Below are 17,580 nucleotides of genomic sequence, written 5' to 3'. Positions count from 1 at the left end.
AAATGCCAGCCCGGAGGCTGGCATTTTTAAATCAGATAAAGTCAGACTTATGCCTGGCCTTTGATCTCTTTACGACCGTTGTACGGTGCTTTTTCGCCCAGAGCTTCTTCAATACGAATCAGCTGGTTGTATTTAGCAACACGGTCAGAACGGCTCATAGAACCGGTTTTGATCTGGCCTGCAGCAGTACCAACAGCCAGGTCAGCGATGGTAGCGTCTTCAGTTTCACCAGAACGGTGAGAGATTACTGCAGTGTAGCCAGCGTCTTTCGCCATCTTGATTGCAGCCAGAGTTTCGGTCAGAGAACCGATCTGGTTGAATTTGATCAGGATGGAGTTAGCGATGCCTTTTTCGATACCTTCTTTCAGGATCTTGGTGTTGGTTACGAACAGGTCGTCACCAACCAGCTGGATTTTGTCGCCCAGAACTTTGGTCTGGTATGCGAAACCGTCCCAGTCAGATTCGTCCAGACCGTCTTCGATAGAAACGATCGGGTACTGTTTGGTCAGTTCTTCCAGGAAGTGAGTAAATTCTTCAGAGGTGAACGCTTTGTTGCCTTCGCCAGCCAGAACGTATTTACCGTCTTTGTAGAATTCAGAAGCTGCGCAGTCCATCGCCAGAGTGATGTCTTTGCCCAGTTCATAACCAGCAGCTTTAACAGCTTCAGCGATTACAGCCAGAGCTTCAGCATTGGAACCCAGGTTCGGCGCATAGCCACCTTCGTCACCAACAGCAGTGTTCATGCCTTTCGCTTTCAGAACTTTTGCCAGGTGATGGAAAACTTCAGAACCCATACGGATGGCTTCTTTCACAGTTTTCGCGCCAACCGGCTGAATCATGAATTCCTGGATATCAACGTTGTTGTCAGCGTGCTCACCACCGTTGATGATGTTCATCATCGGAACCGGCATGGAGTATTTGCCCGGAGTACCGTTCAGTTCAGCGATATGCTCGTACAGCGGCATACCTTTAGCAGCTGCAGCAGCTTTGGCGTTAGCCAGAGATACAGCCAGGATTGCGTTCGCGCCGAATTTGGATTTGTTTTCGGTGCCGTCCAGGTCGATCATGATCTTGTCAATGCCAGCCTGATCTTTGGCATCTTTGCCAATCAGCGCCTGAGCGATCGGGCCGTTAACCGCAGCAACAGCTTTGGTTACGCCTTTGCCCAGGAAACGGGATTTGTCGCCATCGCGCAGTTCCAGTGCTTCACGGGAACCAGTAGAAGCACCTGACGGAGCAGCTGCCATACCGACGAAACCACCCTCCAGGTGTACTTCGGCTTCAACAGTCGGGTTACCACGGGAGTCGATGATTTCACGACCGATGATTTTTACGATTTTGGACATTAGGGTTTCCTCAAGTCACTAGTTAAACTAAAACTCCAGACAAACAACGCGTACCCTGGGTACGCGTTGCCGTTCTAACTTTTTTACTTACTTCGCCTGACGTTTCTGGAACTCGCTGGCGGCTTTCACAAAGCCGGCAAACAGCGGGTGCCCATCACGTGGAGTAGAAGTAAACTCCGGATGGAACTGACAAGCCACGAACCACGGGTGATTCGGAACTTCGATGATCTCGACCAACTGATCATCCCCGGAACGGCCCGCAACACGCAGACCTGCATCTTCAATCTGTTTCAACAGCATGTTGTTGACTTCGTAACGGTGACGATGACGCTCAACAATTGTCGGCGCATTGTACAGCTGGCGAACCAGGCTATCGTCAACCAACTGGCACTGCTGTGCGCCGAGACGCATGGTGCCGCCGAGATCGCTCTTCTCGCTACGAACTTCAACGTTGCCGTTTTCATCACGCCACTCGGTAATCAGCGCCACAACCGGGTACTTACAGTCTGGCACAAATTCCGTAGAGTTGGCGTTCTCCATATTGGCAACATGGCGAGCGTAATCAATTAACGCCACCTGCATACCCAGGCAAATGCCCAGATAAGGAATATTGTTCTCACGCGCAAAGCGCGCGGTAGTAATCATGCCTTCTACGCCACGATAGCCGAAACCACCAGGTACGAGGATCGCGTCCAGACCTTTAAGGATTTCAACACCGCGCGTTTCAACATCTTGTGAATCGATCAGTTTAATGTTGACGCTGACACGATTTTTCAGCCCACCGTGTTTCAGTGCTTCAATCACGGATTTATAAGCGTCCGGCAGTTCAATGTACTTACCGACCATACCGATGGTAACTTCGCTCACCGGATTCGCTTCTTCAAAGATAACCTGTTCCCATTCGGACAGATCCGCTTCCGGGCAGTTCAAGCTGAATCGTTTACAAATATAATCGTCCAGCCCCTGAGATTTCAACAGGCCCGGAATTTTATAGATGGAATCGACGTCTTTCAGAGAAATAACCGCTTTTTCCGGAACATTACAGAACAATGCAATCTTCGCACGTTCGTTTGCCGGTACGGCGCGATCTGAACGACAAATCAGGATGTCAGGCTGGATACCGATAGAGAGCAGCTCTTTTACAGAGTGCTGAGTCGGTTTAGTTTTGACTTCACCAGACGCTGCCATGTACGGCACCAGCGTCAAGTGCATAAACAGAGTATGTTCGCGGCCAATTTCAACAGCCAACTGGCGAATCGCTTCGAGGAACGGCAGGGATTCAATATCACCTACAGTACCGCCGATTTCTACCAGAACCACGTCGTGGCCTTCGCCACCAGCAAGAACGCGTTCTTTGATAGCGTTAGTAATGTGCGGGATAACCTGTACGGTTGCGCCCAGATAGTCGCCACGGCGTTCTTTACGCAGAACGTCAGAGTAGATACGACCCGTGGTAAAGTTGTTACGGCGGCTCATTTTAGTACGAATGAAACGCTCGTAGTGCCCCAGGTCCAGGTCGGTTTCAGCGCCGTCTTCAGTAACGAACACTTCCCCGTGTTGGATTGGGCTCATAGTACCTGGATCGACGTTGATGTACGGATCCAGTTTCATGATGGTCACATTGAGGCCACGGGCTTCAAGAATGGCTGCGAGGGAGGCTGCGGCAATGCCTTTACCCAGAGAGGATACGACCCCGCCGGTCACAAAAATATAGTTCGTTGTCATGCTGAACCTGAGAAGTTAGGTTGAAAAGACGATGGAATAACCAGGACGGGAAAGCAGTATACCCGAACATGACCTGTGCCACAAACTTTCATTATCCCTCCTCTTCGCCAGCGCACTATTGAAATCAGGAGTGAGAAAATAGCCCCTTTGGGGTAAATGTTTTTGACGCAAATCAATCGCTTGTCATTTAAAAAATGACACAAATCGCGCTTGACCGCGTAATTCCCTTAGAGATCAATTTCCTGCCGTTTTACCTGTTGCCAGACTTCTTCCATTGTTTCGAGGTCAACACCTGTCATTTCCAGTCCACGCGCGGCAACAATACGCTCCACTTCGCGAAAACGACGCTCGAATTTTTCGTTCGCTTTTTGCAATGCAATTTCCGCTTTTGTCCCTAAATGGCGAGCCAGATTGACCGTGGCAAACAACAGGTCACCCATTTCCTCCTCCAGTTTAGCCTGGTCGACAACAGCCTGCCGCGCCTCGTACATCACCTCGTCGATCTCTTCATAAACTTTATCGACCACCGGGCCAAGCGTCGTCCAGTCAAAGCCAACGTTGGCGCAACGTTTCTGAATTTTTTGCGCACGCATTAAGGCCGGTAAACTACGAGGAATATCGTCCAGCGCCGAATGCTGCGCTTTCTGCGCGCGTTCTTCGGTTTTGATTTGCTCCCAACGGACGAGCACTTCACTGCTGTTTTCGGCAGAACTGTCAGCAAAAACATGTGGATGTCGACGCTCTAATTTATCGCTGATTGCAGCGCAAATATCATTAAAGTCAAAGCGCCCTTCTTCCTGAGCCATTTGCGCGTAAAACACCACCTGGAACAATAGATCGCCAAGTTCACCGCGCAGATCGTCAAAGTCTTCGCGGGCAATGGCATCCAGCACTTCGTAGGTTTCTTCAAGGGTATAAGGTGCAATAGAGGCGAAAGTCTGCTCTTTATCCCACGGGCAGCCGTTTTCCGGGTCGCGAAGACGCTGCATAATAGTGAGCAAACGGTCGATTTGATTCATTGGAATGTCCTGAAAATTGCGGGTCTGTCAGGTGTAATACCTTCGAGTAAAAGATATCGCTGGATACGGCTGACGCCATATCCAGCTATGTAAGATTAATTCCCGTGCAACCGACGCGCATCGATAACATCCGGCACCTGATTGAGTTTACCCAGCACGCGCCCCAGCACCTGCAAGTTGTAAATTTCAATGGTCATGTCGATGGTCGCCAGTTGCTGTTTGGTATCGCTACGGCTGGCAACGCCAAGCACGTTCACCTTCTCGTTGGCGAGAATGGTCGTGATATCACGTAACAACCCGCTACGATCATTCGCCAGCACACGAACCACCAGCGAATACCCGGCGGAGTAGCTCTCGCCCCATACAGCGTCAACAATGCGTTCCGGCGCATGGGAGCGCAGTTCCGCCAGTTGTTCGCAATCGGCGCGGTGTACTGAGATACCACGTCCCTGGGTAATGAAGCCGACAATCTCATCGCCAGGAATCGGCTGGCAGCAGCGCGCGATATGGTGCATCAGGTTGCCGACACCTTCGACTACCACGCGACCGTTATCTTTACTGCGGTTTTGCGGTATGTAGCTTTTTTGCTGAAGCTGCTTCAGCGCGGCGGCGTCCTGCTCTTCGGCACTCGGCTTATTAAATTGCGATTGCAGGAAGTTGACCATCTGATTGAGACGGATATCCCCGCCACCAATCGCCGCCAGCAACTCGTCGACATCATTGAAGTTGTAACGCGGCAGCAGATGTTTTTCTGCTTCTTTCAGGCTGATCCCCAGATGTTCCAGCTCGTCGTCAAGGATTTGCCGTCCTGCCAGAATGTTTTTGTCACGATCCTGTTTACGGAACCAGGCGTGAATTTTCGAACGCCCACGGCTGGTTGTGACGTAGCCGAGGTTTGGGTTTAACCAGTCACGGCTGGGGTTCGGCTGTTTCTGGGTGATAATTTCGATCTGGTCGCCCATCTGCAACTGGTAGGTGAACGGCACGATACGCCCGCCAATTTTTGCCCCGATGCAGCGGTGCCCGACATCACTGTGGATGTGGTACGCGAAGTCCAGCGGCGTTGAGCCCGCAGGTAAATCAACCACATCACCTTTCGGCGTAAAGACGTACACCCGGTCGTCAAAGACCTGGCTGCGTACTTCATCGAGCATTTCGCCGGAATCGGCCATCTCTTCCTGCCACGCAATCAGTTTACGCAGCCAGGCAATCCGGTCTTCATGTCCCGAACGCGCGCCGCCAGCAGCCGCGCCCTCTTTATATTTCCAGTGCGCAGCAACGCCCAACTCTGCATCTTCATGCATCTGTTTGGTGCGGATTTGGATCTCAACGGTTTTGCCGCCCGGCCCAAGCACCACGGTATGAATAGACTGGTAGCCGTTTGGTTTCGGGTTAGCGACGTAATCGTCGAACTCATCCGGCAGGTGGCGATAGTGAGTGTGCACTATCCCCAACGCGGCGTAGCAGTCCTGTAAACGCTCGGCGACGATACGTACTGCACGGACATCAAACAGCTCGTCAAAGGCAAGGTTCTTTTTCTGCATTTTGCGCCAGATGCTGTAGATGTGTTTCGGGCGGCCATAGACTTCAGCTTTAACGCCTTCAGCTTTCATCTCAGCGCGCAGATGCCCGACAAACTCTTCAATGTAGTGTTCGCGGTCGAGACGGCGCTCATGCAGCAGTTTTGCAATGCGTTTGTATTCGGTCGGGTGGAGATAACGGAAGCAGTAATCTTCCAGTTCCCATTTCAGTTGCCCGATCCCGAGACGGTTCGCCAGCGGCGCATAGATATTGGTGCACTCTTTTGCTGCCAGTACGCGTTCATCTTCCGGCGCGTCTTTCACTTCGCGCAGATGAGCAATACGCTCAGCCAGTTTGATGACCACACAGCGGAAATCATCGACCATCGCCAATAACATCCGGCGAACGTTATCGACCTGTTCAGAGGAAACAGAATCGGTGTGCGTCGCTTTCAGCTGGCGGATCGCCGCCATATCTCGCACGCCGTGAATAAGGTTGACGACCGACTTACCGACGCTCTCACGCAGCACATCTTCGCTGACTACGTTGGCATCCGCCAGAGGGAACAGCAGCGCCGCCCGCAGCGTGTCAATGTCCATACTTAATGTCGAGAGGATCTCCACCATCTCAACACCACGCCACAATAGCAGACTGGCATCCGGATGCCCCTGCGTCTGCTGCAGACAATACGCCCAGGTTTCGGCTAAGCACTCACACGACTTCTGGCTGGTAATACCCAGACTTGCGATCCATTTTTGCGGATCAAATTCACCAGCCTTATTGATATGTGCACTTCTTACCGCAACCATCGTCCTCTCCTTTAGGGACCAGACCTGCCGAAATCAGCAAATCGTAACTATTTTACGCGCGAGAAAAGTACCATCGATTCCAGATGCCCCGTGTGTGGGAACATATCCAGCATCGCCAGTCGCGCAATGGTATATCCTGCTTTTAATAACGCTTCGCTATCCCGAGCCAGCGTTGCAGGGTTACAGGATACATAAACTATACGAATGGGTTCCAGTTTTATAATTTGTTGCATAACACCTGCGGCACCTGCTCGCGCTGGGTCCAGCAACACTTTATCGAAGCCGCTTTTCGCCCACGGCTGCTTTGTGACATCTTCTTCAAGATTTTCGTGATAAAACGTCACATTTTGTAAGCCATTAAGACGCGCATTCTGCTGGCCTTTTTCCACCAGTGCCGGAACACCTTCTACACCCACTACGTTTGCCGCACGAGTGGCTAACGGCAGCGTAAAATTGCCCATGCCGCAGAACAGATCCAGCACGCGCTCGTCAGGTTGCACATCCAGCCACTCCAGCGCGCGCGCCACCATTTTCTGGTTCACGCCCGCGTTGACCTGAATAAAATCACGCGGGCTAAAAGTTAAGCGCAACCCGTTTGAGTCATACCAGGGCATCTCACCAGAGACCGTTTCGAGTATCTCACTATCGGGGGCGAGATACAGATCCAGGCCTTCAGAATGCGAAAAGCATTCCAGTTTTTCGCGATCTGCCGAACTTAGCGGTGCGGTATGGCGCAAAATCATCAGCGTGCCGCTGGTTGCCTGCACCAGTTCAACATGCCCAAGGTGGCGCATTCCCTGTAAGCTCGTCAGACATGCTCTGACTTTGGGCAGCAATGCTTCAAGTTGGGGCACTAAAACAGGGCATTGTTTAACATCAACAATGTCACTGGAACCCGCTTTGCGAAATCCCATCTGGAGCTGTTGTGTTTTCGGCTGAAAGTTCAGACTTAAACGCGCACGGCGCCGATAGCCCCAGGGGACGTCGGCGATCACTTCAGAGACGTCGTGTTTCATTAACCGGGCGAGCGCCGCACTTTTGCTGCGCTGCTGTAAATCCACGCTGGCGTGTTGTTGCTGACAGCCACCGCATACGCCAAAATGAGGGCAGCGTGGCGTTTCGCGTTCCGGGCTGTCGCTTAACCGCCGTACGACTTTAGCGCGGGCATACTGTTTTTTATCTTCAGTAACAGTCACTTCCGCGTTTTCCTGCGGCAATAGCCCGGGGATAAATAACGTTTTGCCGTTATGTCGCGCCACGCCCTGACCAAAAGAGTCGAGGTCGTTGACTGAAACGGTTATGATCTGACGCGTCGTCGTGCGTCGTTTTGCAGAGTAGAATTGCGCCATTGGCGAGACTTTCTCAATTTAACAGTGTGACCTTAATTGTCCCATAACGGAACTCCATGACCAACTACAGCCTGCGCGCACGCATGATGATTCTGATCCTGGCACCGACCGTCCTTATTGGTTTATTGCTGAGTATCTTTTTCGTCGTACACCGCTATAACGACTTGCAGCGTCAACTGGAAGATGCCGGTGCCAGCATTATTGAGCCACTTGCCGTTTCTACTGAATATGGCATGAGCCTGCAAAATCGCGAATCTATCGGTCAGTTAATAAGCGTACTGCATCGTCGCCATTCCGATATTGTTCGCGCGATTTCGGTTTATGATGAAAATAACCGACTTTTTGTCACCTCCAATTTTCATCTTGATCCTTCATCAATGCAGCTCGGCAGCAACGTGCCGTTTCCTCGCCAGCTCACTGTCACACGTGACGGCGATATTATGATCCTGCGCACACCGATTATTTCCGAGAGTTATTCCCCCGACGAATCGCCCAGTAGCGATGCCAAAAATAGCCAGAATATGCTGGGATATATTGCGCTTGAGCTGGATCTTAAATCGGTTCGCTTGCAGCAATATAAAGAGATCTTTATTTCCAGCGTGATGATGCTGTTTTGTATCGGTATTGCGCTTATTTTTGGCTGGCGCTTAATGCGCGATGTAACCGGCCCGATTCGTAACATGGTTAATACCGTCGACCGCATCCGTCGTGGGCAACTCGACAGCCGGGTGGAAGGATTTATGCTCGGCGAGCTGGATATGCTGAAAAACGGTATCAACTCGATGGCAATGTCGCTGGCAGCTTATCACGAAGAGATGCAGCACAATATCGACCAGGCGACCTCCGATCTGCGGGAAACGCTGGAGCAGATGGAAATTCAGAACGTTGAGTTGGATCTGGCGAAAAAGCGCGCCCAGGAAGCGGCACGTATTAAATCCGAGTTTCTGGCAAATATGTCACATGAGCTGCGTACACCACTGAATGGTGTTATTGGCTTTACCCGCCTGACGCTGAAAACAGAATTAACACCAACGCAGCGCGATCACCTGAATACCATTGAACGTTCGGCAAATAATTTGCTGGCAATTATTAATGATGTTCTCGACTTCTCGAAACTGGAAGCGGGCAAGCTGATTCTGGAAAGTATTCCGTTCCCATTGCGTAGCACGCTGGATGAAGTCGTTACCCTGCTGGCACATTCTTCTCACGATAAAGGGCTGGAATTAACGCTCAATATTAAGAGCGACGTGCCCGATAACGTAATTGGCGACCCACTGCGTTTACAGCAAATCATCACTAACCTGGTGGGTAATGCGATTAAATTCACCGAGAATGGCAACATTGATATTCTGGTAGAAAAACGTGCGCTGAGTAATACCAAAGTGCAGATTGAAGTGCAGATTCGAGATACCGGCATTGGTATTCCTGAACGCGATCAATCGCGCTTATTCCAGGCCTTCAGACAGGCTGATGCCAGTATTTCCCGCCGCCATGGTGGCACCGGGTTGGGGCTGGTGATTACACAGAAACTGGTTAATGAAATGGGCGGCGATATTTCGTTCCATAGCCAGCCGAATCGCGGTTCTACCTTCTGGTTCCACATTAATCTCGATCTGAACCCGAATATTATCATCGAAGGGCCATCCACCCAGTGCCTCGCCGGTAAGCGTCTGGCCTATGTCGAACCGAACTCCGCAGCAGCGCAATGTACGCTGGATATTTTAAGTGAAACACCGCTGGAAGTGGTTTATAGCCCAACCTTCTCCGCGCTGCCTCCCGCGCATTACGACATGATGTTGTTAGGGATTGCGGTGACCTTCCGCGAGCCGCTGACGATGCAACATGAGCGGTTGGCGCAAGCGGTGTCGATGACCGATTTCCTGATGCTGGCGCTTCCTTGCCATGCACAGGTCAATGCCGAAAAACTCAAGCAAGATGGTATCGGCGCGTGTCTGCTGAAACCCTTAACACCTACGCGCCTGTTGCCTGCCCTGACGGAATTTTGTCATCAAAAACAAAACACACTTTTGCCTGTTACCGATGAAAGTAAGCTGGCAATGACAGTCATGGCGGTTGATGATAACCCCGCGAACCTGAAACTTATCGGCGCGTTGCTGGAAGATATGGTGCAACATGTGGAGCTTTGCGATAGCGGGCATCAGGCGGTTGAACGCGCGAAACAGATGCCGTTCGATTTGATCTTAATGGATATTCAAATGCCGGACATGGACGGCATTCGGGCGTGCGAACTCATCCACCAGCTCCCACATCAGCAGCAAACGCCGGTTATCGCGGTAACGGCACATGCGATGGCAGGGCAAAAAGAGAAACTGCTTGGCGCGGGAATGAGCGATTATCTGGCGAAACCGATTGAGGAAGAGCGATTGCATAATTTGCTGTTGCGCTACAAGCCTGGCAGCGGTATTTCCTCTCGCGTCGTAACGCCAGAAGTGAACGAAATTGTGGTGAACCAGAATGCGACTCTCGACTGGCAACTGGCACTGCGACAGGCCGCAGGAAAAACCGATCTGGCGCGCGATATGCTGCAAATGTTGCTCGATTTCCTGCCAGAAGTTCGCAACAAAGTTGAGGAACAACTGGTTGGAGAAAACCCGGAAGGTCTGGTTGATTTGATTCATAAACTACATGGCAGTTGTGGCTATAGCGGCGTACCACGTATGAAGAATCTCTGCCAGCTCATCGAACAACAGCTACGCAGCGGTACTAAAGAAGAAGATCTGGAGCCGGAGCTACTGGAACTGTTAGACGAGATGGATAATGTGGCGCGCGAAGCCAGCAAAATTCTCGGATAATTAATATTTTATCGAGTAAAAACCGGCTCCAGACAGAGCCGGTTTTTGTTATCTGTCTTAACGCACCATGCAAGGACGCTTGTTATCGAACGTCCAGCCTGGGATCAGGTACTGCATTCCCATTGCATCGTCACGCGCGCCAAGCCCGTGTTTCTGATACAGCTCGTGGGCTTTCATCACCTGATCCATATCGATTTCTACGCCCAATCCTGGTTTTTGCGGCACCTGTACCAGCCCGCCTTTGATCTCAAACGGTTCTTTGGTCAGGCGCTGATTACCTTCCTGCCAGATCCAGTGTGTATCAATCGCAGTGATTTTACCCGGTGCGGCGGCTGCAACATGGGTAAACATCGCAAGGGAAATATCGAAGTGGTTGTTGGAGTGTGAACCCCAGGTCAGGCCAAATTCATGGCACATCTGCGCCACTCGCACTGAACCTTGCATCGTCCAGAAATGCGGGTCTGCCAGCGGGATATCGACTGATTGCAGGGAGAGCGTATGGCTCATCTGCCGCCAGTCGGTGGCGATCATGTTGGTTGCGGTTGGCAGGCCAGTTGCGCGACGGAACTCCGCCATCACTTCACGCCCGGAGAAACCTTGCTCCGCACCGCACGGATCTTCTGCATAAGCCAGCGAACCTTTCAGATATTTACCAATTTTAATCGCTTCGTTCAGCGACCAGGCACCGTTAGGATCGAGGGTAATACGCGCCTGCGGGAAGCGTTTCGCCAGTGCCAAGATAGATTCGGCTTCTTCTTCCCCGGCCAGTACACCGCCCTTCAGTTTGAAATCATTAAAGCCATATTTTTCATATGCTGCCTCCGCCAGGCGCACCACCGCATCCGGCGTCATCGCTTCTTCGTGACGCAGGCGATACCAGTCGCATGAGTCATCCGGCTGGCTTTGATACGGCAGCGGTGTAGCGTTGCGATTACCCACAAAGAACAGATAGCCCAGCATTTCGACTTCGCTACGCTGTTGACCATCGCCCAGCAGCGACGCCACGTTAACCCCCAGATGCTGCCCCAGCAGATCCAGCATTGCTGCTTCAATTCCAGTCACCACATGAATCGTGGTACGCAAATCAAATGTCTGTAAGCCCCGCCCGCCAGCATCACGATCGGCAAACGTGTTACGCACCAGCGTCAGAACGTTTTTGTACTCGCCGACGGTTTTACCCACCACCAGCGGAATCGCATCTTCCAGCGTTTTGCGGATTTTCTCACCGCCGGGAATTTCCCCTACGCCGGTGTGACCGGAGTTATCTTTGATGATCACAATATTACGCGTGAAGAACGGCGCGTGTGCGCCACTCAGGTTCATCAGCATACTGTCGTGACCCGCAACCGGAATTACCTGCATTTCAGTAACAACGGGCGTCGTAAATTGAGAACTCATGTTTATGTCCTTATTCAGAATCAATGACGGCCGAAAACGGGACGTTTACGGTCAGAAATTCAGGAGCCGGGATATTTGAAATCGGGGTTATCATCTTATTTACCCGCGACAGGTTTCAGCTCAATACGCTTGATATCACCCACCAGCACCAGATAACTCAGTACCGCGATTAAGGCATGAACCCCAACGTAAATCAGCGCCCCATTAAAGGAGCCCGTCGTGCCAACGATATAACCAATTGCGATAGGTGTGACGATGCCAGAAATGTTACCGAACATGTTGAACAGGCCACCGGAAAGACCGCTGATCTCTTTTGGCGCGGTATCTGCCATTACAGCCCAACCCAGCGCCCCGATGCCCTTACCGAAGAAGGCCAGCGCCATAAAGCCGATGATCATCCACTCAACGTTGACGTAGTTACAGAACACCATCACCATCGACAGCAACATGCCCATCACGATCGGCGTTTTACGCGCAATGTTCAGCGACCCCGTGCGACGCATCAGCCAGTCGGAAATAATCCCACCCAGCACACCGCCGATAAAACCGCAAACCGCCGGAACAGACGCAACAAACCCCGCTTTCAGAATCGACATCCCGCGCGCCTGCACCAGATAAACCGGAAACCAGGTGATAAAGAAGTAAGTCATAGCGTTGATACAATACTGACCAATATAAACGCCGATCATCATCCGCGAACCTAGCAACTGTTTGATTTGCCCCCACTTCACGCTGAACGGCACTTTAATTTTGGTGTTTTGCTGATCCATATTGATAAGCGCACCGCCCGCAGCAATGTAGTCCAGCTCTTTCTGATTTACGCCCGGATGTTGATTTGGCTCGTGTATGACTTTCAACCAGATAAAGCTGATGACAATGCCCAGACCGCCCATAAAGAAGAAAACGTGTGACCAGCCCACTTCATGAGTCAGCCAGCCCATAATCGGCGCGAAGATAACCGTCGCAAAGTATTGTGCAGAGTTAAAAATCGACACCGCCGTTCCTCTTTCCTGCGCCGGAAACCAGGCCGCTACAATGCGACTGTTGCCGGGGAAAGATGGCGCTTCAGCAAGCCCGACCAGGAAGCGCAGCGTAAACAGGGCAACGATAATGCCAAATCCACTAAAGATATCGACAAAGCCTTGCAGCAAGGTAAACATCGACCAGATAAAGATCGACCAGAAGTAGACGCGTTTTGAACCAAAGCGATCCAGCAACCAGCCGCCAGGGATCTGCCCAATGACATAAGCCCATGAGAAAGCAGAGAACACATAGCCCATTCCCACTGGATCAAGGCCGATATCTTTGGCCATTTCCGAACCGGCGATAGAGAGCGTAGCGCGGTCGCCGTAGTTGAAGGATGTGACGATAAACAACATCACCACTATCCAGTAACGAGCATTAGTGCGTTTTTCCACACTGCTCGCAGCCTGACTTAAAGAACTCATTGTTGCACTCCTGAAAATTCGCGTTAGCCACGCTCACTCTGGACTGCAATACCGCCAGGAAATCAGAGGTGACGTAGGGTGTTTTTTGCCGTTTTTATAGGTCGTTCGCCGAATGCGGCGCGTGTTTATATCTGGCATCAGCAGTATAAAAAGCGCGCCATAGCGGCTCACCGTGCAACAACACAACATTAATGCGTTCAATGAGGCTCGATTTTGGCATTAGCCCTGGACGGTGGAATCAACTTCACGGAAATGAAAACAAGAACAAGAAAGGAAGGGTTATAACGGAGAAATAAAGAAGAGTATGAAATGGATCGCTTGACTCCAGGCAAACGCCAGTAAAAAACCGTCACATTTGCGAGTTTTTACTGGCATTTGCCTGAAAGGATTCGATTCAGTTTGCTTAAAACGGCAATTTGTCAGGACAACAGCGTGCCCCACTGTTCGACCCACGGGTTTGATTCCGTTTCAGGTTCCGGGTGCTCACTGGCGTCAATCAGCAGCATTTCCCCTATCCGCTGCGCACTCTGTTCCTGCAACAACGCATCGAACTGTTTGCCGCCATTGCAGAAATTCACATAACTACTGTCGCCGAGCGCAATCACGCCATAACGCAGATTCGGCTGAAAACCGAGACTATCTTTGATTCCCTGAAAGAGCGGCACAATGCTGTCAGGAAGGTCGCCTTGCCCGGTCGTGGACGTAACCACCAGCACGAACTTGTCCTGATAAGGCAGCCAGTCGCTTAATTCTGGATCTTCAAACACCGTTGCTTTGTGACCCTGCGCGGTCAAAATTGCTTCCGCCTCTTCCGCCACTAACAGCGAGTTTCCGTACATGGTGCCCACAAAAATACCAATTTCCGCCATATCGTTTTCTCCCTGGATTAGGAACTTATCTCACCATCCTGACCTGATGGCGCACTGAACTCAACCCTTTCATTTTCAGGAAGCAGACCATGCCAGCCAAATTGTGATAACGCCAGCATCCAGGTGTCGTCCAGCCCCGCGTGAATAGTCAGCGGTTCGCCAGTGAACGGATGCGTCAATGACAACTGACTGGCATGTAGCATTAACCGCTGGAGGCCAAAATGTTCAGCACCGCTGCGATTCTGGCGTAAATCACCATGTTTGCTGTCGCCAATAATTGGATGACGCAAATGGGCAAGATGGCGGCGGAGCTGGTGTTTGCGTCCGGTTTTCGGCTCCAGTTCCACCAGGCCGTAGCGCGTGGTCGGGTAACGTCCGGTTGCGACTGGCATTTCCACCGTCGCCAGACCGCGATAATGCGTTACCGCTGGCTGCGGGCCTTTATCTTCTCGGGCAAATTTATCGGCGATTTTGTCCAGTTCTTCCACCAGTGGATAATCCAGCTCCGCTTCTTCCATTAGCCAGCCACGAACTATCGCATGGTAACGTTTCTGGATTTGATGCTGTTCAAACTGTTGTGCCAGCAGCCGTCCAGCTTCGCTGGACAGTCCCATCAGCAATACGCCGGAAGTTGGTCTGTCCAGGCGATGCGCGGTAAATACGTGCTGACCAATCTGGTCACGCACGGTTTGCATGACCACCACTTTCTCGTCGCGATCCAGCCAGCTACGGTGGACCAGCCAGCCAGACGGTTTATTTACCGCAACCAGCCATTCATCCTGGTAGAGTATTTCCAGCATCAGTTTGCATCATCCGCAAAAAGAGCATCCAGCTTTTCCAGTTCCGCCAGAATAAGCGTGCGTTGCGGGTGGTCAGTCGCCAGCGCCATTTCATAGTACGGCGCCACGGCAAATGCCCCCGGTAATGGCTGGTTGTTATCTAATAAATCGTGCATCCGTGGAATAAGTACCCACTGCAACCACTCCAGTGGCTCCATGGTGTCCATAAAGAACGGTTGGGTACTGTTGAATTGATGCGGCTGGGGCTCATCGTTTCGCCAGTGCTGATGTTCACGCAGTAACGATTCAAGCACCTGCAACTGGAGACGAACGCGGTCATGAGTGGTCATAAAGCAACCTCAATAAGAAAAAACTGCCGCGAAGGATAGCAGGAATAAAAAAAGGGAGCACTGTATTCACAGTGCTCCCGGTTCGTTTCGCAGCAATCCAGCTACTTTTGTTGCTCCCTGCTCATCCTTGACAACTTTTCCTCTGGTCTTGCGACCAATCGTTCATCCTGAACTATCGCTTCCTGCTCACACCACCCCGATGTGATACTTCATCCTGAAGTGTCCCTGGCCTTCCTGACCCACCGAATCATCCTGACCGGTTCTCATTCTCCATCCTGGAGGTGTCCTTTAACGCGTCCTGCGTTATCCTCTTCGCTTCATCCAGAAGCCTTTCCCTGAAACACCGTCCTGGCGTGTCCTTCAGAAGTGTCATCATCCTAATGTTCACTTCTATTGTCTGACTCCCTGTCGACGAAGATAGAATCGTCTTTTTCGCTGAGTCTTACAAGGAGCTTACAGACAATGCCTTAAGGATAATTTCATATGAAAGTTAAGAATTAACAAGTAATAGATTGATTTTAAATGGAAATATCGATTCTTATCTTTTTAAGTATTCGCTTATTTCCTGGCGATCTCCTACAGGGTCTGTAAGAGATCTCTCACAACCAGACGGGGTATTTGGATTACAGAAGGGGCTTAAGTTGGTTAAGGAATTCCGCAAGATTTGAGGCTAAATGCGTCCGTTTACGCGTTCCCAGCGTCTCTTTGCACACTTCACCAGAGAGATTACACACCGAGATAACCTCTAACTCTTCTTCCAGCGTCGCGATAAATAGCGTGGGCGGCAGTTTTAGCCGTTTCTGAGTCACCAGATGACCAATCAGATTTTCCTGCACCCGACGGAAGTCGTCTTCGCTCCAGGTTTGCAGTAATGTCAGTGAGATATCACCAAACCGGGCATACATGTCCCCGGCAAACTGGGTTGTATAGAAAGTATGAATTGTGGGTTGTATCACAATATCAAACGCCCGTTCAACCGCGTTTACATTTTGTTCACCGGTAAACGGCTGGGGTTGCCAGTATACGGCGTCATCGGTGGTTGAAATAATGCATGGTGAAGGCACACCATACAGCTCCTCACTTAACGGCCAGCTTTTATGCTGCTCATGCCACGCATCGCAGTAGCGCGCAGTAAAATCTCTTAAGGCTTGTGCGGTCAAATCGTCCACTAATTTCTCTCTTCACTTAAACCAGATACACTTGTCGTTTAGTTTATCTGGTTTATGACGGTGAAACATGTCTTCTTATGCAAACCATCAGGCACTTGCGGGCCTGACTCTCGGGAAATCAACCGATTACCGGGATACCTATGACGCCAGTCTGCTGCAAGGCGTTCCGCGTAGTCTGAATCGCGATCCGCTGGGTCTGAAAGCGGATAACCTGCCTTTTCACGGTGCGGATATCTGGACGCTGTATGAGCTTTCCTGGCTGAATGCCAAAGGTTTGCCACAGGTCGCGGTCGGTCATGTTGAACTTGATTACACCAGCGTAAATCTGATTGAGTCGAAGAGTTTTAAGCTCTATCTCAACAGTTTTAACCAGACGCGTTTTAATCACTGGGACGAGGTGCGTCAGACGCTGGAACGAGACTTAAGCACCTGCGCCCAGGGTAAAGTTAGCGTGGCCTTATATCGTCTTGATGAACTGGAAGGCCAGCCGATGGGTCATTTCAATGGCACCTGCATTGATGACCAGGATATCGCTATCGATAACTATGAATTTACCACTGACTATCTTGAGAATGCCGCCAGCGGTGAAAAAGTGGTGGAAGAGACGCTGGTTAGCCACCTGCTGAAGTCAAACTGCCTGATCACCCATCAGCCAGATTGGGGTTCGATCCAAATTCAGTACCGTGGACGCAAAATTGATCGGGAAAAACTGCTGCGTTATCTGGTTTCTTTCCGTCATCACAACGAGTTCCATGAGCAGTGCGTAGAGCGTATTTTCAATGACCTGCTGCGCTTCTGCCAGCCAGAGAAATTAAGCGTCTATGCGCGTTATACCCGTCGTGGCGGCCTGGACATTAACCCGTGGCGTAGCAATAGCGACTTTGTCCCATCGACGACCCGACTGGTACGACAATAAATTTTTTCTCATTTTTGCGTACTGGATTCACGCATAGAGTTGTGAAAGGCCATCAGGCAGGGCTATTGT

The 17,580-nt window shown here is 51.1% G+C and carries 13 protein-coding genes; 2 read left to right on the top strand and 11 right to left on the bottom strand.

Annotated elements, in window-relative coordinates:
- Nucleotides 1-47: 47 nt before the first annotated feature.
- The 5 genes from eno to rlmD form a co-directional block, all read right to left on the bottom strand.
- Nucleotides 48-1,346, bottom strand: a complete 1,299-nt coding sequence (eno, locus tag C3D30_RS03770; RefSeq protein ID WP_000036723.1) for a phosphopyruvate hydratase — start codon at nt 1,344-1,346, stop codon at nt 48-50.
- Between the two features lie 87 nt (nt 1,347-1,433).
- Nucleotides 1,434-3,071, bottom strand: a complete 1,638-nt coding sequence (gene pyrG / locus C3D30_RS03765) for a glutamine hydrolyzing CTP synthase (protein WP_000210857.1) — start codon at nt 3,069-3,071, stop codon at nt 1,434-1,436.
- Between the two features lie 227 nt (nt 3,072-3,298).
- The gene (gene mazG / locus C3D30_RS03760) at nt 3,299-4,090 is read right to left on the bottom strand and encodes a nucleoside triphosphate pyrophosphohydrolase (protein WP_001071627.1); all 792 of its coding nucleotides are present in this window, start codon (nt 4,088-4,090) and stop codon (nt 3,299-3,301) included.
- A gap of 95 nt (nt 4,091-4,185) precedes the next feature.
- A complete protein-coding gene (gene relA / locus C3D30_RS03755) occupies nt 4,186-6,420 on the bottom strand; it encodes a GTP diphosphokinase (protein WP_105285700.1) in 2,235 nt (744 codons plus the stop codon).
- A gap of 47 nt (nt 6,421-6,467) precedes the next feature.
- On the bottom strand, nt 6,468-7,769 hold the full coding sequence (gene rlmD, locus C3D30_RS03750; protein ID WP_016159624.1) for a 23S rRNA (uracil(1939)-C(5))-methyltransferase RlmD: 1,302 nt from the start codon (nt 7,767-7,769) through the stop codon (nt 6,468-6,470).
- Nucleotides 7,770-7,825: 56 nt separating this feature from the next.
- Between rlmD and barA the strand changes: the two genes are divergently transcribed.
- Nucleotides 7,826-10,582 (top strand): two-component sensor histidine kinase BarA, encoded by a 2,757-nt coding sequence (gene barA / locus C3D30_RS03745; RefSeq protein ID WP_000186460.1) that lies wholly within the window; start codon nt 7,826-7,828, stop codon nt 10,580-10,582.
- A gap of 57 nt (nt 10,583-10,639) precedes the next feature.
- Here barA and gudD read toward each other — a convergent pair whose 3' ends face one another.
- The 6 genes from gudD to syd form a co-directional block, all read right to left on the bottom strand.
- Nucleotides 10,640-11,980 carry a glucarate dehydratase gene (gene gudD / locus C3D30_RS03740; RefSeq protein ID WP_105286482.1) on the bottom strand — a complete coding sequence of 447 codons (1,341 nt, stop codon included), beginning with the start codon at nt 11,978-11,980 and terminating at the stop codon, nt 10,640-10,642.
- A 95-nt stretch (nt 11,981-12,075) separates the two neighbouring features.
- Nucleotides 12,076-13,428: a galactarate/glucarate/glycerate transporter GudP gene (gudP, locus tag C3D30_RS03735; protein ID WP_000097075.1), complete on the bottom strand. Its 1,353-nt coding sequence runs from the start codon at nt 13,426-13,428 to the stop codon at nt 12,076-12,078.
- Between the two features lie 419 nt (nt 13,429-13,847).
- The gene (locus C3D30_RS03730) at nt 13,848-14,297 is read right to left on the bottom strand and encodes a flavodoxin (RefSeq protein ID WP_000807745.1); all 450 of its coding nucleotides are present in this window, start codon (nt 14,295-14,297) and stop codon (nt 13,848-13,850) included.
- A gap of 17 nt (nt 14,298-14,314) precedes the next feature.
- Nucleotides 14,315-15,097 (bottom strand): tRNA pseudouridine(65) synthase TruC, encoded by a 783-nt coding sequence (gene truC / locus C3D30_RS03725; RefSeq protein ID WP_105286481.1) that lies wholly within the window; start codon nt 15,095-15,097, stop codon nt 14,315-14,317.
- Nucleotides 15,097-15,426 carry a YqcC family protein gene (locus C3D30_RS03720; protein ID WP_105285704.1) on the bottom strand — a complete coding sequence of 110 codons (330 nt, stop codon included), beginning with the start codon at nt 15,424-15,426 and terminating at the stop codon, nt 15,097-15,099. The genes truC and C3D30_RS03720 overlap by 1 nt, the downstream gene beginning before the upstream one ends.
- Before the next feature lie 623 nt (nt 15,427-16,049).
- Nucleotides 16,050-16,595: a SecY-interacting protein gene (gene syd, locus C3D30_RS03715; protein ID WP_000342444.1), complete on the bottom strand. Its 546-nt coding sequence runs from the start codon at nt 16,593-16,595 to the stop codon at nt 16,050-16,052.
- 67 nt (nt 16,596-16,662) lie between these two features.
- Between syd and queF the strand changes: the two genes are divergently transcribed.
- Nucleotides 16,663-17,511: an NADPH-dependent 7-cyano-7-deazaguanine reductase QueF gene (queF, locus tag C3D30_RS03710; protein WP_021551300.1), complete on the top strand. Its 849-nt coding sequence runs from the start codon at nt 16,663-16,665 to the stop codon at nt 17,509-17,511.
- Nucleotides 17,512-17,580 lie beyond the last annotated feature (69 nt).

Origin of the sequence: Escherichia sp. MOD1-EC5433 (assembly GCF_002966005.1) — a bacterium.
Taxonomy (GTDB): Bacteria; Pseudomonadota; Gammaproteobacteria; order Enterobacterales; family Enterobacteriaceae; genus Escherichia; species Escherichia ruysiae.
The sequence above is the reverse complement of the archived record's forward strand: the minus strand, read 5'-3'. Positions and strand labels throughout refer to the sequence as shown.